This window comes from Caldivirga sp. UBA161 (genome assembly GCF_002506515.1).
Taxonomy (GTDB): domain Archaea; phylum Thermoproteota; class Thermoprotei; order Thermoproteales; family Thermocladiaceae; genus Caldivirga.
The window spans coordinates 1-19,392 of record NZ_DAXS01000066.1; the positions used below are offsets into that span (position 1 = coordinate 1).

General features: G+C 42.6%; 22 protein-coding genes and 1 pseudogene. 12 read left to right on the forward strand and 11 right to left on the reverse strand.

Annotated features, from left to right (window positions below; all coding sequences use genetic code 11):
- The 4 genes and pseudogenes from BP896_RS07150 to BP896_RS07165 all read left to right on the forward strand — a co-directional run.
- A pseudogene (locus tag BP896_RS07150) lies at nt 1-498 on the forward strand (hypothetical protein); the annotation flags it as partial.
- 346 nt (nt 499-844) lie between these two features.
- Nucleotides 845-2,239 carry a hypothetical protein gene (locus BP896_RS07155; protein ID WP_291767092.1) on the forward strand — a complete coding sequence of 465 codons (1,395 nt, stop codon included), beginning with the start codon at nt 845-847 and terminating at the stop codon, nt 2,237-2,239.
- On the forward strand, nt 2,215-2,751 hold the full coding sequence (locus BP896_RS07160; RefSeq protein ID WP_291767093.1) for a DUF429 domain-containing protein: 537 nt from the start codon (nt 2,215-2,217) through the stop codon (nt 2,749-2,751). The genes BP896_RS07155 and BP896_RS07160 overlap by 25 nt, the downstream gene beginning before the upstream one ends.
- Before the next feature lie 69 nt (nt 2,752-2,820).
- Nucleotides 2,821-3,156: a hypothetical protein gene (locus tag BP896_RS07165; RefSeq protein ID WP_291767094.1), complete on the forward strand. Its 336-nt coding sequence runs from the start codon at nt 2,821-2,823 to the stop codon at nt 3,154-3,156.
- Here BP896_RS07165 and BP896_RS07170 read toward each other — a convergent pair.
- The 9 genes from BP896_RS07170 to rrp4 form a co-directional block, all read right to left on the reverse strand.
- Nucleotides 3,153-3,620: a GNAT family N-acetyltransferase gene (locus BP896_RS07170; RefSeq protein ID WP_291767096.1), complete on the reverse strand. Its 468-nt coding sequence runs from the start codon at nt 3,618-3,620 to the stop codon at nt 3,153-3,155. The two genes, BP896_RS07165 and BP896_RS07170, sit on opposite strands and share 4 nt — an antisense overlap.
- A gap of 5 nt (nt 3,621-3,625) precedes the next feature.
- Nucleotides 3,626-4,972 (reverse strand): NAD(P)-dependent malic enzyme, encoded by a 1,347-nt coding sequence (locus BP896_RS07175; protein ID WP_291767098.1) that lies wholly within the window; start codon nt 4,970-4,972, stop codon nt 3,626-3,628.
- A 181-nt stretch (nt 4,973-5,153) separates the two neighbouring features.
- Nucleotides 5,154-5,891, reverse strand: a complete 738-nt coding sequence (locus BP896_RS07180) for an RAD55 family ATPase (protein WP_291767099.1) — start codon at nt 5,889-5,891, stop codon at nt 5,154-5,156.
- 59 nt (nt 5,892-5,950) lie between these two features.
- Complete coding sequence (locus BP896_RS07185) at nt 5,951-6,448, reverse strand: hypothetical protein (RefSeq protein ID WP_291767101.1); 498 nt, start codon at nt 6,446-6,448, stop codon at nt 5,951-5,953.
- A gap of 66 nt (nt 6,449-6,514) precedes the next feature.
- On the reverse strand, nt 6,515-7,270 hold the full coding sequence (locus BP896_RS07190; RefSeq protein WP_291767103.1) for a hypothetical protein: 756 nt from the start codon (nt 7,268-7,270) through the stop codon (nt 6,515-6,517).
- A gap of 104 nt (nt 7,271-7,374) precedes the next feature.
- Nucleotides 7,375-8,343 carry a bifunctional 2-dehydro-3-deoxygluconokinase/2-dehydro-3-deoxygalactonokinase gene (gene kdgK / locus BP896_RS07195; protein ID WP_291767105.1) on the reverse strand — a complete coding sequence of 323 codons (969 nt, stop codon included), beginning with the start codon at nt 8,341-8,343 and terminating at the stop codon, nt 7,375-7,377.
- A 73-nt stretch (nt 8,344-8,416) separates the two neighbouring features.
- Nucleotides 8,417-9,163, reverse strand: a complete 747-nt coding sequence (locus BP896_RS07200; protein WP_291767107.1) for an ATP/GTP-binding protein — start codon at nt 9,161-9,163, stop codon at nt 8,417-8,419.
- Entirely contained in the window at nt 9,156-9,458 is a 303-nt protein-coding gene (locus tag BP896_RS07205; protein ID WP_291767109.1) for a signal recognition particle subunit SRP19/SEC65 family protein, read from the reverse strand. Before BP896_RS07205 ends, BP896_RS07200 begins: the two co-directional genes overlap by 8 nt.
- Nucleotides 9,459-9,585: 127 nt before the next feature.
- Nucleotides 9,586-10,308, reverse strand: coding sequence for an exosome complex RNA-binding protein Rrp4 (gene rrp4, locus BP896_RS07210; RefSeq protein ID WP_291767111.1), 723 nt, complete (start codon nt 10,306-10,308; stop codon nt 9,586-9,588).
- Between the two features lie 152 nt (nt 10,309-10,460).
- Between rrp4 and BP896_RS07215 the strand changes: the two genes are divergently transcribed.
- The 5 genes from BP896_RS07215 (at nt 10,461) to BP896_RS07235 (ending at nt 14,671) form a co-directional block, all read left to right on the forward strand.
- A complete protein-coding gene (locus BP896_RS07215) occupies nt 10,461-10,817 on the forward strand; it encodes a DUF2203 family protein (protein WP_291767113.1) in 357 nt (118 codons plus the stop codon).
- Nucleotides 10,818-10,880: 63 nt separating this feature from the next.
- The gene (locus tag BP896_RS07220) at nt 10,881-11,885 is read left to right on the forward strand and encodes an ATP-binding cassette domain-containing protein (protein WP_291767115.1); all 1,005 of its coding nucleotides are present in this window, start codon (nt 10,881-10,883) and stop codon (nt 11,883-11,885) included.
- 6 nt (nt 11,886-11,891) lie between these two features.
- Nucleotides 11,892-12,761: an ABC transporter permease gene (locus BP896_RS07225; RefSeq protein ID WP_291767117.1), complete on the forward strand. Its 870-nt coding sequence runs from the start codon at nt 11,892-11,894 to the stop codon at nt 12,759-12,761.
- Nucleotides 12,762-12,961: 200 nt separating this feature from the next.
- Nucleotides 12,962-13,972, forward strand: a complete 1,011-nt coding sequence (locus BP896_RS07230) for a hypothetical protein (protein ID WP_291767119.1) — start codon at nt 12,962-12,964, stop codon at nt 13,970-13,972.
- Nucleotides 13,973-14,017: 45 nt separating this feature from the next.
- Entirely contained in the window at nt 14,018-14,671 is a 654-nt protein-coding gene (locus BP896_RS07235; protein WP_291767121.1) for a hypothetical protein, read from the forward strand.
- On the opposite strand, the gene BP896_RS07240 is transcribed toward BP896_RS07235, so the two are convergent.
- A complete protein-coding gene (locus BP896_RS07240) occupies nt 14,653-15,312 on the reverse strand; it encodes a TIGR00296 family protein (RefSeq protein ID WP_291767123.1) in 660 nt (219 codons plus the stop codon). The two genes, BP896_RS07235 and BP896_RS07240, sit on opposite strands and share 19 nt — an antisense overlap.
- 49 nt (nt 15,313-15,361) lie before the next feature.
- Entirely contained in the window at nt 15,362-15,790 is a 429-nt protein-coding gene (locus BP896_RS07245; RefSeq protein ID WP_291767125.1) for an HAD family acid phosphatase, read from the reverse strand.
- Nucleotides 15,791-16,155: 365 nt separating this feature from the next.
- Between BP896_RS07245 and BP896_RS07250 the strand changes: the two genes are divergently transcribed.
- The 3 genes from BP896_RS07250 (at nt 16,156) to BP896_RS07260 (ending at nt 19,385) form a co-directional block, all read left to right on the forward strand.
- Nucleotides 16,156-17,265 (forward strand): pyridoxal-phosphate dependent enzyme, encoded by a 1,110-nt coding sequence (locus tag BP896_RS07250; protein ID WP_291767128.1) that lies wholly within the window; start codon nt 16,156-16,158, stop codon nt 17,263-17,265.
- 267 nt (nt 17,266-17,532) lie between these two features.
- Entirely contained in the window at nt 17,533-18,195 is a 663-nt protein-coding gene (locus BP896_RS07255; protein WP_291767130.1) for a DUF981 family protein, read from the forward strand.
- A gap of 164 nt (nt 18,196-18,359) precedes the next feature.
- The gene (locus tag BP896_RS07260) at nt 18,360-19,385 is read left to right on the forward strand and encodes a Gfo/Idh/MocA family protein (RefSeq protein WP_291767133.1); all 1,026 of its coding nucleotides are present in this window, start codon (nt 18,360-18,362) and stop codon (nt 19,383-19,385) included.
- Nucleotides 19,386-19,392: the final 7 nt, after the last annotated feature.

The following is a 19,392-nucleotide window of genomic DNA, read 5'->3' on the forward strand; positions in this document are numbered from 1 at the left end:
GACGTAAACAAACTATGGGAGGAGAATAATAGATTGTGGCAGGAGGTTAGGGGGTTGAAGATTAATGTGAATAGACTTAGTAAGAGTGTTGATAGCCTCTCTAGGGGTTATGGTGGGCTTTCTGATACAGTTGGTTACTTGGTTGAGCAGAATGTGAGGCATTACTTGCCTAGTTGGGTTAGGGATGAGCTTGGAATTAATATTATTAAGCTTAGGAGGCGTGTGGTTGAGGGTGTTGGGGAGTTTGACGGCTATGCTGAGGTTAATAATAAGATTATCGTCACTGAGGTTAAGACAACACTGAGGCTTAGGGACGTGGAGGAATTCACCAACAAGGTTAATAAGCTAAGGAGTACAGTGGCCAATAGGGAAATCATCCCCATAATAGCCTTCGTAAAGAAGGCCAAGGACTATAACAAGGCCATTGAGTTCGCTAAAAATAACCGCATAAGGATTGTGAGGCATCTTGGTGAAGAAGACTTCGAAGAAATAACCTAGGTCCCGGGGCAATGCTAGAGGGCTCACATGATTTCTAGTATGGTAAATCCTACTCGTGCGGGCACCTTAATAATGGCTCCATTAATGATTGGCATGTTGGCGAAGCCGGTAAACTCATTATTCAGCACAATGATACTGGCAAAATGAGAGGTAAGCCCTGCCTTTTAAGGTTGGGTGAGTTTTGAGTGCAGGGCAATTAGGTTTAAGGAAGCCTGTGGTAAATTAAACACTAAAGCTTCCTAGCCAAATGGTGACTACTGAGGCTTCAAGAAATGTTTGTTCTCCAAGGGTGGGGGAAGAGGTCAGTATGCGATAAGTTTAAAATAATTAGCAAGGCTTATAAAGTATGTCACTATTCGGTGGTAGAAAGGATCAGCAGGGTATTGTGCAGAGGATTGAGCAGATTGCCTTAACTGTTGATAATCTTAATAAGCAGCAGCAGGCGTTGGTGAATGAGGTTAGTAACTTTAGAGGCATGCTTCAGAGTATTGGGGGTGAGGTGAGTAGGCTTAGTAAGGTTATTCAGGACTTAAGCAGTATTATTAAGGATATTGTCTCAGTTCAGGATAAGAGGATAAGCGACATAAGTGAATTATACCAGAGGTTCTCGCAGGCCACGGACAGTTACCTAAATGCTCTCTCAGCCTTACTTAGTAGGGTTGAGCAGTTGAGTAAGGTGATGGAGGATGCCGCCAATGGGTTAACGGCTAGGATTAATGAATTGAATAAGGGCCTTGAAGGTGGCTTAAACATGATGAGTGTGATAGATGGTAAGTTGAGTGATGTCTCCCAGAGGTCAAGTCAGCTCCTTGATCAATTCTCAAAGATTGAGCAGGTTGCCACTAGGCTTCAGGCAGCCAGTGATGAGGCTATTAGTAGGCAGAGGGAGCTTGAGAGTAGGATAATTGAATTAGCTAATAAGGAGAGTGAGCTTAAGGTTAGGGAGGAGAGCCTTAAGAGGAGGGAGGAGGAGTTAAATAGGGTTGAGGCAGCCCTGGAGGAGGAGAAGCATAAGGTTGAAGCTGCCTCTAAACTAATGAGTGATTTATCTAACTTATCCAACAACATGGGGAGTATTATAACTGAATTAGTTAATAGGCTGGGTAGCTATGAGAAGGCCCTTAAGGATATTCAGGAGAGGGAGGCTAGGCTCAGGGAGCAGGAAATTAACTTAAAGAACCTTGAGGCTAGGCTTCAACTTGAGGCAGCTAGAATCGAGGCTAATTCAGAGAGGCTTAAGGAACTTGAGAAGAAGGAGGAGGAGATTAAGGCTAGGCTCCAGGAATTAGCCAATAGGGAGAGTCAAGTTAAGGCCAGGGAGGAGCAGGTTAATAAGTTGGCTGCTGAATGGGAGAGGAAGGCTAGGGAATTAAGTGAACTTGAGGCTAAGTTGAATAATTATAGGGATGAGTTAAGTAGGAGGGAGAAGGAGCTTGAGGCGGTTAAGAATGAGCTTGACGCCAGGAGGAGGGAACTTGAAGGTAAACTAGAGCCCCTAGTGACCAGGTTAACTGAGGAGGAGAGGAGGCTGGCTGAATGGGAGAGGAAGTTACTGGAGAGGGAGAGGGAGTTGATTAATTATCAAAGAACCCTTGTGGTTAGGGAGAGCATGCTTGTGGAACTTAAGGAAAAGCTTGACGAGGAGGCTGAACACTTGAAGAGGCAACAGGCTGAGTTCGAGGAGATTAAAAGGAAGTATGAGGAGTTAGTTAAGCAGTGCCAGAGCCAGCAGAAGCAGTGAAGTTTGGCGGTATTGACTTATCAGTGAAAAGGATGAGTGGGGTGGCTGAGGTTAGTGATGGGGTACTGGTTAGTGGGTTAGTTGGAAGTAATGATGAAATAATTAATGCGTTAAGGGATTCATCAGTGGTGGCTATTGATGCACCCCTTAGTGGGGTAGGTAAGTATAGGGATGTTGATAGGCTCATGTTTAAGATGGGGCTTAGGGTTATGCCAGCTAACTGGAGGTGGATGATTAAATTAGGTGAGAGGGCTACCTGGATCAGGAATAGGCTTGAGGAATTAGGCATTAAGGTCATTGAAACTCACCCATGGAGCGTGCTTCACTGGCTTAACACTGACTTGATTCAATTATCCAGTAAATTAGGAGTGAGGAAGCTGGTGATTAATGGAGGTAAGGATGCCTATGATGCCGCAGTTTGCGCCCTAGTTGCTTTAGCGTATGTAATGGGTAAAGTTAAGAGGGTTGCCGCTAATGATGGTGAATTATACTTAATAAGCCTTGAGGATTAAGGGTGTTCTATTACCATTAATGGCTACTTAACTCGTAATAATTATAAATAGGTTAATGAGTAGCTAATCATGAGGGAGTGCCAGTTAGATAAGTGTATTAACCAAGCACCTGCACCTACTCAAGCCGGCTTTCGAAGTACCCTTGAATGCCTACTTAAGAATGCTGCTGAGAGGGTCATTATTGTTGATAATGGGCAGCAGTTCACGTGGATGGCTTACGTTGAGGTTAATGACTCCAGTAGGCTAAAGGAATTATCATCATACCTACAGGATTGCTTAAGTAAAATAAAGGATACCCCCCTGGGCGTATTCGCTGGTGGTTTAAGGGTTTTAAGCATGGAGAATCAGAACTTGTTTATTTTCAATAAGGAACTGGTGGCTATTAAGGTTTTCCTAGCCTCTTAAGTCTCCTTAACGTATACATTCATCATTGGCCTGAAGCCGTACTTCCTATAGAAGGCTACCGATATCTGGTTCTGGGCTGGGAATTCCGCTGATATTACGTGTGCACCCATTTCCCTAAGCATCTTAATGGCTTCATCCATCATCATCTTCCCAATGCCCCTCCTCCTGAATTCAGGCATGATGTAGAAGTCCATTATGACGCCCTCCATGCGTGGTTCATAGAATAACCTTTCCCTAACCTCAGACACCAGGGCGCCAATTATCCTACCATCATCAGACTCAGCCACAAGCAGTAGCTTACCCTTATTATTCAGGTACCCGCTTACCCAGTTCTTAACTTGAACGTAAACATCATCCCTAACCTTAAGTAATGGGTCGAATTCACTATTCAGTCTCTTTAACCTAACCACCAGTTCAACCACGTTTTCCAAGTCCTTCTCCCCTGCTTTCCTAACCTTAACCATGATCTTCACCTCATTAACTCAGCTGGAAGCTCCTTTATAAGTCCCTCCTTCATAAGCTTCTCCATTGATGCCCTAGACTTAGCTATTATGCTCCTAGCCCTCTCAAGCTCCTCATTATATGTTGTAGTGACTCTGGCTAATCCCTCCTTAACAATCTCCACGGCTGCTGCAGCAGCTGCCCTTGGGTAAACCTCCCACTCCTCCATTGTTGGTATAATGTAGTCCTCAGTGATCCCCCTCTCCTCAGCATACTTGGCAATCTCCTTGGCAACAGCCACAATAACCTCATCGGAAATCCCCCTAGCCCTAACATCCAAGGCACCCCTGAAGACTGATGGGAAAATTAGGCTATTGTTTATTTGGTTAGGGAAATCGCTCCTACCAGTGGCCACAACCCTGGCTCCAGCCTCCTTAGCCTCCCATGGCCATATTTCAGGAACTGGGTTGGCTAGGGCGAAGACTATTGCGTCCTTATTCATGGCTTTAATCCAATCCTTCTTAATTACATTAGGCCCTGGCGTTGATGCTGAGATTAATACGTCAGCACCCTTCATAGCCTCCTCAACAGTCTTACTCCTCTCCTTATTGGTCTTGAGTGCTAAATCATACTTCCATGGGTTATTAAGCATTAGCTTATCCATATCCTCCCTCTCGGCATGTAGTGGGCCCTTACTGTCTATTAGGATCATGTTTTTGTAATTTGCGCCAGCTGCGTGAAGGATCCTTGCTGCGGCAATATTTGATGCTCCTGCTCCAAAAAGCACTATCTTAACGTCACTAATGCTCTTGCCAGTGATCTTAAGGGCATTAAATAAACCTGCCAGAATTGCACCGGCAGTCCCCTGTTGATCATCATGCCACACAGGTATGTTAAGCTCCTTTCTTAAAGTATCCAGTAGGTAGAAGCATTTAGGTGACTCAATATCCTCCAGGTTTATTCCACCGAAGGATGGCTCAATGGCCTTGGCCACAGCTATGAACTCCTCCTTGGACTTAACCCTAATTGGAAGTGGGACAGCATCAACGCCGCCCAGGTACTTGAATATGAGTGCCTTACCCTCCATTACTGGTAACGCTGCCTCAGGTCCAACATTACCCAGGCCCAGTACCCTGGTTCCATCAGTTAATACAGCTATTGCGTTCCAACGCCAAGTTAATTCGAAGGATAGGTTAGGGTTCTTGGCTATTTCAAGAGATACGCCGGCAACCCCAGGGGTATAGTATATTGAGAAGTCTCTTAGGCCTTTAACAGGGACCTTAGGCATTACTGAGATTTTGCCACCGTATTCCTTTGCCACCTTAATTGACGTATCATACCACTTCTTTGTTCGGTCTTCACCGGAGCTGCTCATAAAGTATTTGACAAGCTAGGGTATTTATTTATTTCGCCTATCAACGTATTGGAAATAGGCGATACAAAGTATTTATCATTAATAGGCTTTTTAGCTAAGGGATAACACTTACCACTTAATAATTAATTAGTTTCACTACTACTGCGTATTTATATATGTAAAATAATAAGCCTTAACCCCCTTACTTCCCTCCCTGCATGTTAAGGGTATTGCCTAGGGCCTTCCTAATGTCATCTATGTTAACCGGCACCATATCGCCCTTAGATATTGTGAAGTAGAACCAGTCTATTGAGTGAGCTGTACCCTTGAGCCTCTTCACCCTAAGCCTCCTAACAGGGATACCTAATTGAGCTAGGTTTGGGTCAAGTTCAATCTCAATTATCCCATCAAATACATACTCCATGTTATCAATCATTTCACTCAAGCCCTCAGTAGTTGTGTGGGCAACTATGACGCCTATAGCATTGTATCGCCTAGTAATCATCTTAATCTCCTTTAGTAGGAAGAGGAGGCTCCTTGGATCAATGTTCATAAGCATGTCATTCACCGAATCTATAATTATCCCCCTGGCCTTAGTCTGAGGTAAACTACTCATTATTACATTAATTAACTGCCTTGGGTCTAATTCAGTTATATTACCTACAATATTAGGCAATGTTCTACCAGTGGCTTCACCTAGGTTGAATCCATCTATTATGAATAACTTAGGTGCGTATTCATTAAGCTCACCTCTAATTGAATTAGGGTCATCATCAAAAGTAACATATAGTACAGGGTACTTTGAAAGGACCTCCCTTGCAATACGCTTAACCATAAGTGTCTTACCCATGCCTAAGTCGCCTCTAATCAACATGAGGTAACCATACGGTATTCCCGTCTGCACAAGCTCATTTAATGGACTTAACTGAAGGGTTTCCATGAGTTAAGAGTTGGCGCAGCCTTTAATAAAACATTGTTTAAAAATATTAAATTAATTCACTACTGCGTTACTGTTATCTTCCTAACGAACCTCATTTTCTCAACGGCCTTAAGCTTAGGTATGTTTTTAGGTAAAACCACCTCATCGCACATTATTATTGAGCTAACCTTACTATTAAATAACTCCCAAGTGATGTCATTACTGAAGACTAGGCGTTTAATACCTCTGAAGGTAACCTGTGAATCAAGGCCCTCAAGATCCTCCTTAGTGACTGCTAATTCATCAACATTAGATATAATCCTAACACCCTTAGCGCCCTCTACGAATGCCTTACTTGACTCTGATAATGCCTGAGCCATAGATGTAACAGCCTTATTAGTTACATCAACCAGCGATATGAATGCCTTCAATGACTTATTAACCAACTCACCAACAGTTATACCCATTTCCCTAGACAATTGAAGAGCCCTATCGTAAAGCTCCTTATCAACACCCTTAATGGTAACCTGCTTCTTCTCCTCTTCACTACCAGAACTACTAGTTTCACCACTACTCATAGGATTTACATGAAGTACTAGCTTATAAAGATTACTGCGCGCTTATTAATTTATTAACACTTTAAATTAACCAACCTCTTCAGGTTCCTCATACCACTTAACCCTCTCACCAATAATGGACCTAAGCCTCCACTTCATTGACTTAGGCGCCCCCTCAATTTTAAGGGAGATTTCATTAATCTTACTAATCACTTCACTAGTAATGTTAACTAAATCCCCACTACCCTTCACATATTCAATGACTCTATTTAAATTAACCATAATGGTTTTGTACAATCCCCAGTCATTTGATGTTAGGTTGGTTAACCTATTAATGTTTAGTTCATTAACTGAATCATTATTACTTATTTTAAATTTAAATAGTAGTGCTATTATATCCTTAATATCCCTTTCACTAATACTCCATATTTGAAGCTTCGTTAAAAGTAGGTCGCTTGGCGGTATTGTGGGTTTAAAAACCTCCAACCTATCCTTAAGGTTTATGACGTGGCTTTCCCTAAACACATCCAGGAAAACATCAATCCTAGTACCACCTCTAGGATCCCTAAACATTAATCTCTCGTAACCGTGAAGGGCATTGAAGCGTTTATCAGCCTCAATACCCATATCCTCCATTAATGAAGCTAATTTACTTGAATCCTTAGCATGAGCCACTAAGTCTATATCCTTAGGAACCCTTGATAATGAAGGTATTTTAGAATATACGTCAGAGGCAAGTATGTAGACGGCCACACCACCAAGTAGCCTCACAGTTAATCCCCTCTCCTCACTTGAGTTAACAATCCGTAACCCCAACTCAACAATCTGCGGTACACTGGACATGCATACTTCCTAACTGAAGGCACTTTTTAAACCCATCACCACCTTAAGGTAATTAAGCATGTGTAGGTGCAATAATACCTAGATTCACCAGGAAGGTTAGTGTTTTACCTTAATTCCACATCACTTAACCCATAGTTGCGTAGGAAGGTTTCTAAGTCCTGTTCCCTCGGTAGGTTTTCCTCATCACCCCTAACCATGACTACCATGGCTGCTGCAGCGGATGCCCTAACTATAGCCCTAGATGGTGGGAGTCCCTTAAGTACCGATGCCAGGAAGACGCCTGCGTAAGCATCCCCTGCACCTATTGGATCCTTTACCGGTACTTGGAATGCCTTTGAGCTAACGGTCTCCCCATCCCACCTAGCCACCGAACCCTTAAGCCCCATCTTTAAGATAACCCTACTAATCCCAAACCTAGCCTCCGCCTCCCTAAAAACACCCTGCGGATCCTTGGTACCGAATAGTAGCTCAGCCTCATTCTCATCAAGGAACAATACATTAACATTCCTTAACACCACCTCAACAGCCTTAACCGCATCCTCAATACTTGGCCAGAGGAGCCTCCTAATGTTTACATCAAAGGACACCATTACATTACGCCTACGGGCAATTTCAACCCCCCTAAACGCTGCCTCCCTGGCTGAGTCACTTATAGCCATTGTTATGCTGGTGGTGTGGAAGATCCTTGAATCAGCAATATACTCCTCATCCAGATCACTGGGGCTTAACGCCGAGGCAGCGGAGCCCCTCCTATAGTATAGTACGGTACTAACCCCTGGTACTGGGTAACTTCTTTGAACAAAGTATATTCCAGTGGGCCTCTCAGGGTCAAACTTAATCCTAGACACATCAACACCCTGCCCCCTAAGCCACTCATATATGAATAAGCCGAACTCATCATTACCAAGCCTCGTTATTAACCCACTCCTAAGCCCAAGCTTAGAGGCTGCTACACATACGTTAGCCTCAGAGCCTGCTGAATGCTTCTCGAAATATGCTACGTACCTTAATGGGCCTTCCGTTACGGCGTTAAACTGGACTAGGGGTTCACCTAGGGCTACTAAGTCAAGCATAGGGGTTCATTTAACCCAGGTATTAAGCTATGCCGTCATGCTAATATTAATCCCAGAAACAGATGAAGTGGTGCTACGATGGTTTATCACCACCAGTCAGTACCTGCTCCATAATGGCGTGTAGCCTATCAAGCCCCTGCCCATTAACTGAACTCACGGGTATTGGTTCAGATAGAATATTAACGCTCCTAATCACACTACCTATCCTCGACACTAATTCTGACCCACCCTTAACCTCTAGGTAATCTGGGTCCTCAATCATGTTCTCAATCTCCTCAATCTCCTCCTCAGTCAGTAAATCAGCCTTATTAAGTACATTAACCTGGGTCTTCTGAATCCTCAACTGTACTGATAGTGATAGGAGTAGGCTTGAGGCAAGGCCCAGTGGTGTTCTTGCATGTACTGAGTCTATTACGAAGAGAACCATGGACTTATCCATAGTTAACCTATCCACCACCAAGGGTCCAGTATCCCTGAAGGCAAACATTTCAAGCTGGCCAGGCGTATCCACTATTAGGTAGGTTGGGTCCAGGTCACTTATCTGCTGCTTAATGTCATCAATCCTAGTCACTATTAGGTCAACGGCAGCTATTAATGATGCGTTTGGGCCAAGCTTATACTTCCTCATTATGCCCCTAGCGGATACGTAATCCCTAATATCAATATCAGGTGTGTAGGGTAGGTATTCGGCAGCTGGGTCTAGGTTAAGTACACTGACGTAGTTATCCTGGTTCTCCAAGTAGTCGGCTAAGGCTGAGGTTAATGTTGACTTCCCTGAACCCGCTGTACCAGTTATGAATACTGCAAGTATGTTAACCACCCCTCCTACTATTCTTCACTATTTGGGCTAGTTTCTTAATAAGGCTTCTCCTACTATAACCCTCAACCTTGTAAACGTATATGCAGCCTGAGTAATCTTCCTCAAACCAATGCCTAGGATGCTTCTTCTCAGGGTGAGCCTCATACTTAAGCCCAAGCATTGAAGCAGCCTTAATTAATTCATCCAATGTAGGCTTCCCCACAGCCAACTGCCTAGGCGCAACTCTGCCATTACTCCTACTTACGGTTGAATCAATGTTAATCCTCCACACAACCCAGTAATCCTTCCTACCCATTTCAGTAACTTGCCAGGTAACATAGTATTTAAACTTACTTAGGCTTGGCTTTAACAATATGATTCTAATTCCCTTTAATCACCATACCCATGATGTTCATTTACGTAACTACCCTAATAGGTTTAATTTACGGTAATCCAGATGTAGACTTATAACTCTGTATTATTGCCTTCACCTTATCCATTAATCCACTTTGATGGCTTTCCCTCTCAATGAATTTAATAGTCTGCGATACGAACAATTCATCACGCTTATCCCTACACCTAACCCATATCCTACCATTCTGACCCACTGTTACATCGCAGTTGAGTTCATCCTTAAACATATTCACCATTGATCCCTTCTTCCCTATGACCCTAGGTACCTTAACCGGGTCTATTTCAATAACAGTACCATCCTCAATCCTACCTAACCTAGATTCCTTAATTGTTAATGTTACTGGATAATCCTTAGCCAGGTTGAAGTCACTTATTTTAGCAAGGACTATATCACTTACGTTCAGTATGTTCCTTAAATCCGCAGTAACAACATCAATGGGCTTCAAGGTGGCTTCATTAATTGGTAAGTAAGCCGAGTACGGGGACTTAATGTCAACCTCCCAACCATTAACCAATATATCTATCACGTAACCTATTACTATATCCCCCTGCCTCGGCTTATAGGCCCCATTCAGTGGTATTACCTGAACCTCCATAGGCTTCACGTCACCCTTAATATTAATCATAGCCACTGTTGCGGCATACGCCTTATCACCCTCCCAGTAAACTGACCCAACTATGACGTAGTCATTGCTCTTCCCACCAATTAAATCCCCAGGCAGCACTATCATTCTGTCAGTGACGTTAAGCATAGGTGAGGGTACTTGACTGGGAATAATAAGCGTTGCTAATGATTGTGAATCTTGAATGGTAATCAACTAGGTTAATACTTTTAACCACCTCTATAAACCCAGTAACCCCCAGATTAATTACGCTTAAATGCAGCAGCAGTTAAGGTTAAGCCATGGGTAAACGCACCCATACCTTCACGGTTAATGAGGCTAACTTAATAGTTACGGAAATTAAGCCAGTGTTAGGCGGCTTAATGGAGGCGTATAGGGAAGGCGAATTAGGCATTGTACGTGATCAGTCAAGGTGGTTGATTAAATTATCCCATAGGCTTGGCTTCAGCATAAACACTAGGCTTGGTATAATTCACTTCCCAACGTTATACAAGGGTAGTTATGATGCCTTACTATGCTATAGGTTCAGTGAACCTAAGGTAATGTATTGGCATTGGGTTGATAGTACCGTTAGGATGAGGATAAGGAATATTAACCTATTCGGCCCCAGGGGGATTGAGAATAAGGAGGCTGGTTAACTGTAAAGCATTAATGGGTTAGAAACGTTTATAAACTGAGCCGAGTATCGATATCGGATAGCTATGCCATCAGATTCAGCTATAAGGGCCATAAACTTGACTAAGCGCTATGGCCCAATATTGGCTGTGGACCACATTAACTTTGACGTAAAGTATGGTGAGGTGTTTGGCTTCCTAGGCCCCAATGGTGCTGGGAAAACAACCACCATAAAGATGCTGACCACTGTAACCAGGCCCACTGAGGGTACGGCATTAGTGAATGGTTACGATATTGTTAAGCAACCTGCTAAGGTGAGGGAATCGATTGGTGTTGTTCCGCAGGAGTATACTAGTGATGAGGATTTAACAGGTTGGGAGAACCTAATGCTAATAGCCAGCCTATACGGGATACCTAAGAAGGAGGCTAAGGAGAGGGCTACTGAATTACTTAATCTAGTTGAGCTATCTCATGCAGCGGATAGAAAGGTTGAAACATACTCTGGTGGTATGAGGAGGAGGCTTGAGATAGCCATGGGTTTAATTAATAGGCCTAAGATACTGTTCCTTGATGAACCAACCCTAGGTCTCGATGCCCAAACGAGGGCTGCAATATGGTCGTATGTTTATAAGCTTAAGGAGCAGTTGGGTACAACAATATTCGTAACCACCCACTACCTTGAGGAGGCTGATCAATATTGTGATAGGATAGCCATAATTGATCACGGTAAGATACTAGCCATGGGGACACCTAGGGATTTAAAGGAGAGCATTGGAGGTGACGTGGTTTCAATACAGGTTGCCGGTAACCCTGAACTTGCAGTTAAGGTGCTTCAGGGTGTTGATGGTTTAAGTGACGTTAAGGTTGTTGAGGGTTACGTTAGGTTTAAGGTTAAGGATGGGAGCAGGGCTGCGCCAGTAATATTTGACATATTGAGTAAGGCTGGGATTAGGGTAATGAGCATATCGATTAAGGAGCCCTCAATGGATGAGGTCTTCATGGAGTACACAGGCCATAGCCTAAGGGAGGAGTGGGGTAGTAGGGAGGAGGCTATGGCCATGAGGAGGATTATAAACACTGCCAGGAGGTGATGGGGAATGGGTAATCCACTCCATGGCCTATGGGCCCTAACTGATAGGGAACTTAAAAAGTGGTATAAAGCGCCAGTGGTCCTAATAGTAACCTTGATTCAGCCAATAGTTTGGTTAGCATTCTTCGGTAAGTCAATGAACATGGCTTCAATATTCACTAACGGCAGCGTTAACATACCTGGATTAAACATACCTAAGCAGGTCATTGATCAAATAGCTCAAGCCTACTTAAAGTCAACCTTCGGAACAACAGACTACTTCTCATTCCTAGCCGCATCAATGGTTGCTCAAATAACCTTCTTCACGGCAATGAACAGCGGCATGAGTATAGTGTGGGATAGGAGATTAGGCGTTTTAGGTAAGTTACTTACAACACCTGTACCTAGGGGTAGTATAATAATGGGTAAGGTACTTAACTCAGTGATAAGGTCACTTGCCCAAGCCACCATAGTGTTACTAATAGCTGTACTCCTAGGCATGAAGTTCAACACTAAGTTAACCCCACTTGAATTTGCCTTAAGCGTAATTGGCGTATACGCGGCATTAACATTGCTTTCCCTAGGATTCTCATCATTGTACTTAACCCTAGCGCTTCGCTCAACCAATTGGCAGTCCCAAATGGCTATAATAAACCTGCTCAATATGCCGTTAATGTTTGCAAGCAACTCCTTTTACCCAATAAAGATGATGCCCTGGTGGCTTAGGCCAATAGCCTACATTAACCCATTAACATACGTTAACGATGTAACTAGGGGCCTACTGCTGGGTGTTTCATCATTCAGCGTACCCATGGATTTCCTATACCTAACAATATTCGCAGTGGTGTTCTCAGCGATAGGAATAGTGTTATCCTGGCGCTTCCTAAGTGAAGCCTAAACTCATTAGATATTTAATGCTTAGGATTAAATCATAAGGTTATTAAGGTCAATAAGCTAAACTGGATGCAGCCTAGCTATGCAGGCGCCTAATGGATTATTTATACCTAGCTTAATAAGCATCCGCAATGTAGGGTTATTACGGCTTCAACGTTAACCTACATGCATACATGTGGATTTAAGCCGCCCAGTAATTAGTGTATGAGGATTAGGGAGTTAGTTAACTTAACTTTACTGATTTTAATGTCTCCTTTAGTTGGTTGTGAGGAGGCTATTAGGTTAATTGGCGATAATATTGAGTTAACTAAGGCTGGTAAAGCATTATTAACCATGGCTAGGCATTATGAGCAGAGTGGTATAAGTTATGATGCGTACTTTGAGTTTCTTAACCAGAGGTTCAGCAATATGGTTGAGGATTGGAGGAGGATGAGTAGTGAAGTTAATTTAAGTGTGTTAATGTTAACAATGGCGTTGGTTATGCTTGAGGCCTTAATGATAATGCTAATAGGCGTCGGGTTAGCTGGTTCAATTCTTATCCTAGCACCACTGCTACTAATACCCCTTATTCACGTTAATCAATTGAAGCTATACGAATATGATTACGTTAAACCCACCACCATAGGCTTCACCTCAGCATTATTAGTATACTTAATTACACATTCCTTAAACTACGCAATAATGGCCTTCTCACTGGGCTTCTCAATACTATACATGCCCCAATTCCTCAATTTCATAAGGCTCATTGTAAACCTGGAGCAAAGGATTATGGAGCCTATACTTGAGTTAACCTGGAATCCTAATCCAAGGGAAATAATGGGCTCATCCATTATTGAACGCGAATTCTCAAGGATAAGGGATATAGCCCACAGTATTGGTGCACCATACTTCGTAACCAGGGCCGCTAGGGTAGTTGATTCACTGGTTTTTCAAATTAGGAGCATGTTTAGGGATAATGTGGTTTACGGAGTGCTAATACCTATTAACTACATTGCGTTAATTGAATTCCTTAAATTCATAAATGGTACAATCTCAGCGGCTACCATTAATGCTTCCTTTAATTCACCCTTCAATTACCACGTACCATCAGTAATGCTGCTGGCCTCAGCATTAACCACGGCAGTGTTAACCGGTAAGGTTATTCATAGTATTGGCTTAGGTTTATCAATAATGTGCCTATTCCTCATCCCCCTCCTAATCATCGCTCCCCATTAGAATGTGGGGCAATATTTTTATATTAACTCAGTGAACTAACACATAATGAACTTAGTAAACATAGTACTGATAATAGCCGTAGTAGTGATAGCATTAATAGTTATCCTCCTAGCTGTTAGAAGGGGTAGGAGAAGTGGGGTTAAGGGTTCTTCATCCTCAACCAGTAATTTAAGCAACATAAATATACAGCAAAACCCAAGTAGCCAGAGCATGAGTACTCAACAAGCTGGTGAACAGGCCGGCCAGGCTTCAGTGGATTCACTTAAGAATGAGTTAATCAGTAGGATAGAGAACTTAACTTTAATTATTAGTGAGGTTAATAGGAAGGTGAGTGAATTAACAACACGTCAACCCACCCAGCAGGAATCCCCAGTAATGATGATTAACTATGCGCCATCAAGCCTAAGTGAGGTTAGGGATATGGTTAATGTGGATGCCTTAGCATTAGTCGACGCCATTAACCTTAAGGTGATTGAGAAGGATGGTGATTACCCCTTTGAATCACTGAATGATTATGTGGCCATGTTGAGTAGGGATAAGTTAAGCTACATGGGTATAGTCAAGGATGGCGTTAATGTTTATCTCGTCCCCATAGTGGAAAACACCCTATGCACCATAATAGTGTCCAGTAAGCCTTTATCTAATGTTGACGTTAATGTGATTAAGAGGCTGGTGGGTAATTACGCCTCATCAAGGTGACACCTCCTTAATTCCTCTGCAAGATTCCTCTCGTAAACATCACCCCTAGGCCTCCTCTCCCTGAAGATCTGGGCCTCATAGGTATAAACCCTAGTGCCCTTCTCAGCCCAGCATTCAGGCCTTAGGTAAGCCTTCTCGCACGCCTCATCAAGGAACATTACCGCATCCCAACAGTACTCAACGGGCACCTGAGGAAGAAGTAAACCACTGTACATTCCCCTCTCTATTACTAAGCCATGTACACCAACCTTAATTGAGTTAACTAATTCCTTGGGGGAATTGAACTTAGCCTCCTCCAGAGGACTTAATACACTTACTTCAAAAACCACTGACTCAAGTTCATTAACATCAAGTGGCGCAAACCTCGGATCATCAAAAGCAGCAGCTAAGGCACTGTTTATCGTTGCTCTAACAGTGTTAACGTTACCCCTTGGGAAACCTATGCATCCCCTTAATTCAGTTGACCCATCCTCCCTCATGGTTTCTATCGTAGTGAAGACTCCGTAATTATCCTCAAGTAGCCTACTGGGTGTGTCCTCAGGCGGCTTTATAATACGCTTACTTCTTATGAACTCCTCCACCGCCCTCCTAGCTAATCTAACTAGGAATGTTCCCTGTTCAAGGTTATAGGGCTTAAACACGCTTTTTAATAGGCCTTATGCTTTAATATCTCTTACGCTATGAGCTAATTTACACTAATACCGCATCAATCCCCAACCTCCTGATTGCCTTCACCGTGTCTGGGTTATCATCAAAGTGCACCACCACAGGGTACTTACTCAGTACCTTAGCTAAGGCCTGGGCCTTATAGACTGGGTCCGGGTCATGATTATCGTTAGGCCTCATGATTAAGTCAATGAAGCCCAGTAACCCGTAACCAGTGAGTTGATTAATGGTGCATTGCCTCATTCTCTCAGGTCTCCCAGTCAACAGTAGTATACCCATCCTCCTAGCCAGTGAATTAGCATACTCAATGGCGTTAACCAGTGGTGAATCAAGGTGAAGCTTGCTGCAGTCTAGAAAGCAATCCCAGTTAATGGCGCCATTAACGTAACATAACTTAAGCCTATTAGTTGAATTCACTAACGTGCCATCAATATCAAAGGATACGTAAGCCACAGCTACCCCTCATGTTACCCCATTATATAATTAATCCATAAGTGTAAATGGTTTGATTACTCTTATGTTACTTATAATTTCTTTATCCCTACTCCCCACCTACGGGAATTCTCTTGGATCCTCATCAGTGAGGAGCAGGTTAAGTTAGGGTCCTTCCTCGCCTAGCTCATTAGGTTCATCCCACTATGCATTCTACGGGAATATTAATTGTTAAGCTTTCCTACACTTATTGATTTTGGAGCAGCCCTAATTGGGTATTAACAACCGAAAGTGAGCATGAAAATAATGAAAAAGAATGCAGCCCATTAAGGTTACTTAATCATCAGGGCGCAATACTAAAAACCTTAATTCAATGCAGTAATTACGTGGAGTTTACATGCATATTATGCGGTTATAGGAGTAGTGAACCTGGGGTGTGCCCAAGGTGTGGTTTACCGCTGCTATATAGGGCTAGCTTCAGTAAGTTTCATAGAAGTAACCTACCTGGGGTGTGGAGGTATATTAATGAGTTACCGAAGCCCAGTAGGCTTATTAGCCTTGGTGAAGGTTTCACTAAGATTAGGAGGATTAACGGTATTATGATTAAGTATGAGGGTAATAACCCCACGGGCACATACTATGATAGGGGTTCAGCAGTTTTAGCCAGCGTCAGCAATAGTGGCGATGTTGAGTTAACCTTCGAGGAGGATTTAACCAGGTCATTAGCATTATACTTATCCATGGCTGGTGTTAAGGTTACTGTTAGCGTTGACTCTAGTGTTGATCCAAGGGACTTACTCATACTCGCCAAGCTAAGTACTAAAGTATGCGTGAATTGCGTTAGGAACCCCTCAGTGGATTACTTTAACCCACTCCTAATAGAGGGCTTTAAGACAATATCGTATGAGTTAATTGAACAGCTTGATAACTTAAGGGCAGTCACAGTGCCTGTGGAGAGGGGTGCCTTAGCCCTTGCCTTAGTTAAGGGCTTCATGGAACTTGAGGATAAGGGCATTATTAGCGTTATGCCTAGAATAATAGGCGTTCACGTGGGTTCACTTAAAAGCCCTATAGGTGATCAATTAAGGGAATTAGGCGTTAACTTCATGAGTGTTAAACCTGAGGATACTATTAACGCGGTAGTTGAATTAGCCAAGCACTCAGTGTTCGCTAGGCCAATTTCAGCCTCAGCCTACGTGGCGGCTAAGGGAATTAATGAATCAATAGCTATAGTATCTGGTTCACCTAAAGTCAGGGCCGGCTTCAGTACTAGGGCGGAGAGAAGTAGTAAAACCCAGGGCCTCCAGGATGTAATATTAACAAGGGTACCTAAGGGTGTTCCATTAACAGCCTATGGGGTGTGGAAGGCTATTGGTGAAGGATCATTACTAGGAGTATATAAGGCCCTGGACTCATTAACAAGTAGGGGTTTAGCCACAGTTATGGTTAAGGTAGTTGGGAAGAGGAAGGTGAAATACTATATACTAGGTTCATGAATTAGCTCACATAGTTCTAACCAATCTACACTTCATGAAGCTTATTTCCGATTGGCGGCGTTATTTTTACGTGATCTTAACTGAATGAATGTGCTTAACTGCTTAATGCTATAGTATATTATAGGTAATAGAATGAAGGTGAAATACGGTAATATATTAATCACTTTTTAGAAGGTATTTATAAATCTGCACTATGTGGTAGCTTATGTGGAAGCTATTATTAGTAAATTTTATTTGAGAAGTGAAATACCTTGGTATTGAGGAAGTATGGCTCTCTTCATGGATCCCCTGGACATATTCCTGATGATACTGGGAGCAACTCTACTCAGTACAGCCTACACTGTTTGGTTAACCACAAGACCAATTAATGAGGATCCACCTGCTGAGCAGGCTACAGTGGCTAGGAGTGAGGTTGCTTCAAGGGGTACTGTTGAGTGTCCTGCCACTATTAAGACATTATCCTTCTACTACATGAGTATAGGTGTGTTCGCTTTAGTTACTGGTATTTGGGGTTTAGCTACATGGCCATTACCTAGTTCATATAATATAGTTTTAATGGATCCATGGCCATTATTCGGTGCTGCAGCATTAATAATCGGCTTAGCATTATACTTCACAGGATCATTATACACTGTGTCGATACCATTAGCATTCTTAGGTATCATACCTATAGTATACGGTGTTGATATAATTAAGTATCATTTAACCACTGAACCATCATTAGCGGCTGCATTATATATTTTAACTGGATTAGCGCCATTATTATCGCCTCTAGTATACATGACTAATGGTAGGAGTGTTGGTAGGTACATGGGTTATATAGTGATGGTAATATTAATACTAGCTGGGTTAATAGCATACATTATAGGTGTGGGCGCTGCCTTCGAGCATACGGCTGGTTGGGTTAAGTGGACGCCCTGGTATGGTTAAGGCCACTGCGGCATTAGGTTAATGTTAATTTAAATTCTTAATTATTTCCCTAAACTTCCTCACATTAACTCAGGAGCAGTCTCTTATGGTCTCATTAATGCACTCTAAAAATATAGTACAGTGTTAGCGTAATTGATTTTAAACACTTGAGCTTATTCTGGCTAATGCGTAACCTAACTAGAAAAATTAGAGTTGCCATTGTTGGGCTTGGTGAAGTCTCCCTGAATCACTATAATGCACTTAAGAATACTAAGTATGGTGAATTAGCAGGTGTATTCAGCCATAGTAAAGATAGAGTTGAGGAAATTGCTAAGGCTTGGGAGACTAAGCCATATTACTCCTTTAGGGAATTGATCAATGATCCAAGCATTGATGCGTTAATAATATGTAGCGCTGATGAGCATCATCATGACCAGGCAGTTGAAGCAATGAGGGCTGGTAAGCATGTACTTGTTGAAAAACCCCTAGCCTTAAGCGCTAGGGAAGTTGCAGATATGGCTAGGGTTAGCATTGAAACCAATAGGGTACTAATGCCTGTTCATAACTATATCTTTAGGCCTAAGGTTAAGAGGGCTAAGGAACTTATTAAAAGTGGAGCTATTGGTGAACCAACATATGCATTATTCATAGTTACTCAAAGGTTAAGTGAGGAGGTGGCTAGGAGGCATCATGGCGCATTATTCACTCAATCATACCACTCAATATATACTTCAAATTACCTCCTTGGGCCACCCATTGAGTTTCAGGCAATGTGGGGTACATTAACTTACAGGAAGGTCAAGAGTGATGAAGTCTTCGTAGCCACCCTCAGGTATAGGAATGGAGCTTTAGGTAATATTGTGGCTAATTGGGCTGCAGATGACTTATCATCATACCCATTCATGTGGCTTGATAAGATCATTGGAACTAAGGGCACCATAACAATTAACTCCTTTGATGATGTTGTTTCATCACTTCAAGCAGGCTCATTCATGATGGGTAAGACCGTGGATTACGTGGAGTCCTTCAAGGGTGTTGTGGGGCATTTTATTGATGATGTTTTAGCCGAGGGCCATAAACCGGAACAGTCAATTTACGATGCATTACTGGTTCATGATATAATTGAGGGCCTTAAGGAGAGCGCCGAATCAGGTAGGAGAATTAAGTATGAGTTATTGAGTCTTGAGCAGTTAATTGATAAGTACAGTTAAGTTATAT

What these genes read in the sequence shown, in the direction of transcription:
- BP896_RS07190 (WP_291767103.1), bottom strand. Translation starts at nt 7,270, where the DNA reads ATGTCCAGTGTACCGCAGATTGTTGAGTTGGGGTTACGGATTGTTAAC.
- BP896_RS07230 (WP_291767119.1), top strand. Translation starts at nt 12,962, where the DNA reads ATGAGGATTAGGGAGTTAGTTAACTTAACTTTACTGATTTTAATGTCT.
- BP896_RS07205 (WP_291767109.1), bottom strand. Translation starts at nt 9,458, where the DNA reads ATGGGTAGGAAGGATTACTGGGTTGTGTGGAGGATTAACATTGATTCA.
- BP896_RS07220 (WP_291767115.1), top strand. Translation starts at nt 10,881, where the DNA reads ATGCCATCAGATTCAGCTATAAGGGCCATAAACTTGACTAAGCGCTAT.
- BP896_RS07255 (WP_291767130.1), top strand. Translation starts at nt 17,533, where the DNA reads ATGGCTCTCTTCATGGATCCCCTGGACATATTCCTGATGATACTGGGA.
- BP896_RS07185 (WP_291767101.1), bottom strand. Translation starts at nt 6,448, where the DNA reads ATGAGTAGTGGTGAAACTAGTAGTTCTGGTAGTGAAGAGGAGAAGAAG.
- BP896_RS07180 (WP_291767099.1), bottom strand. Translation starts at nt 5,891, where the DNA reads ATGGAAACCCTTCAGTTAAGTCCATTAAATGAGCTTGTGCAGACGGGA.
- BP896_RS07260 (WP_291767133.1), top strand. Translation starts at nt 18,360, where the DNA reads ATGCGTAACCTAACTAGAAAAATTAGAGTTGCCATTGTTGGGCTTGGT.
- BP896_RS07225 (WP_291767117.1), top strand. Translation starts at nt 11,892, where the DNA reads ATGGGTAATCCACTCCATGGCCTATGGGCCCTAACTGATAGGGAACTT.
- BP896_RS07175 (WP_291767098.1), bottom strand. Translation starts at nt 4,972, where the DNA reads ATGAGCAGCTCCGGTGAAGACCGAACAAAGAAGTGGTATGATACGTCA.
- BP896_RS07235 (WP_291767121.1), top strand. Translation starts at nt 14,018, where the DNA reads ATGAACTTAGTAAACATAGTACTGATAATAGCCGTAGTAGTGATAGCA.
- BP896_RS07170 (WP_291767096.1), bottom strand. Translation starts at nt 3,620, where the DNA reads ATGGTTAAGGTTAGGAAAGCAGGGGAGAAGGACTTGGAAAACGTGGTT.
- BP896_RS07215 (WP_291767113.1), top strand. Translation starts at nt 10,461, where the DNA reads ATGGGTAAACGCACCCATACCTTCACGGTTAATGAGGCTAACTTAATA.
- BP896_RS07155 (WP_291767092.1), top strand. Translation starts at nt 845, where the DNA reads ATGTCACTATTCGGTGGTAGAAAGGATCAGCAGGGTATTGTGCAGAGG.
- rrp4 (WP_291767111.1), bottom strand. Translation starts at nt 10,308, where the DNA reads ATGCTTAACGTCACTGACAGAATGATAGTGCTGCCTGGGGATTTAATT.
- BP896_RS07165 (WP_291767094.1), top strand. Translation starts at nt 2,821, where the DNA reads ATGAGGGAGTGCCAGTTAGATAAGTGTATTAACCAAGCACCTGCACCT.
- kdgK (WP_291767105.1), bottom strand. Translation starts at nt 8,343, where the DNA reads ATGCTTGACTTAGTAGCCCTAGGTGAACCCCTAGTCCAGTTTAACGCC.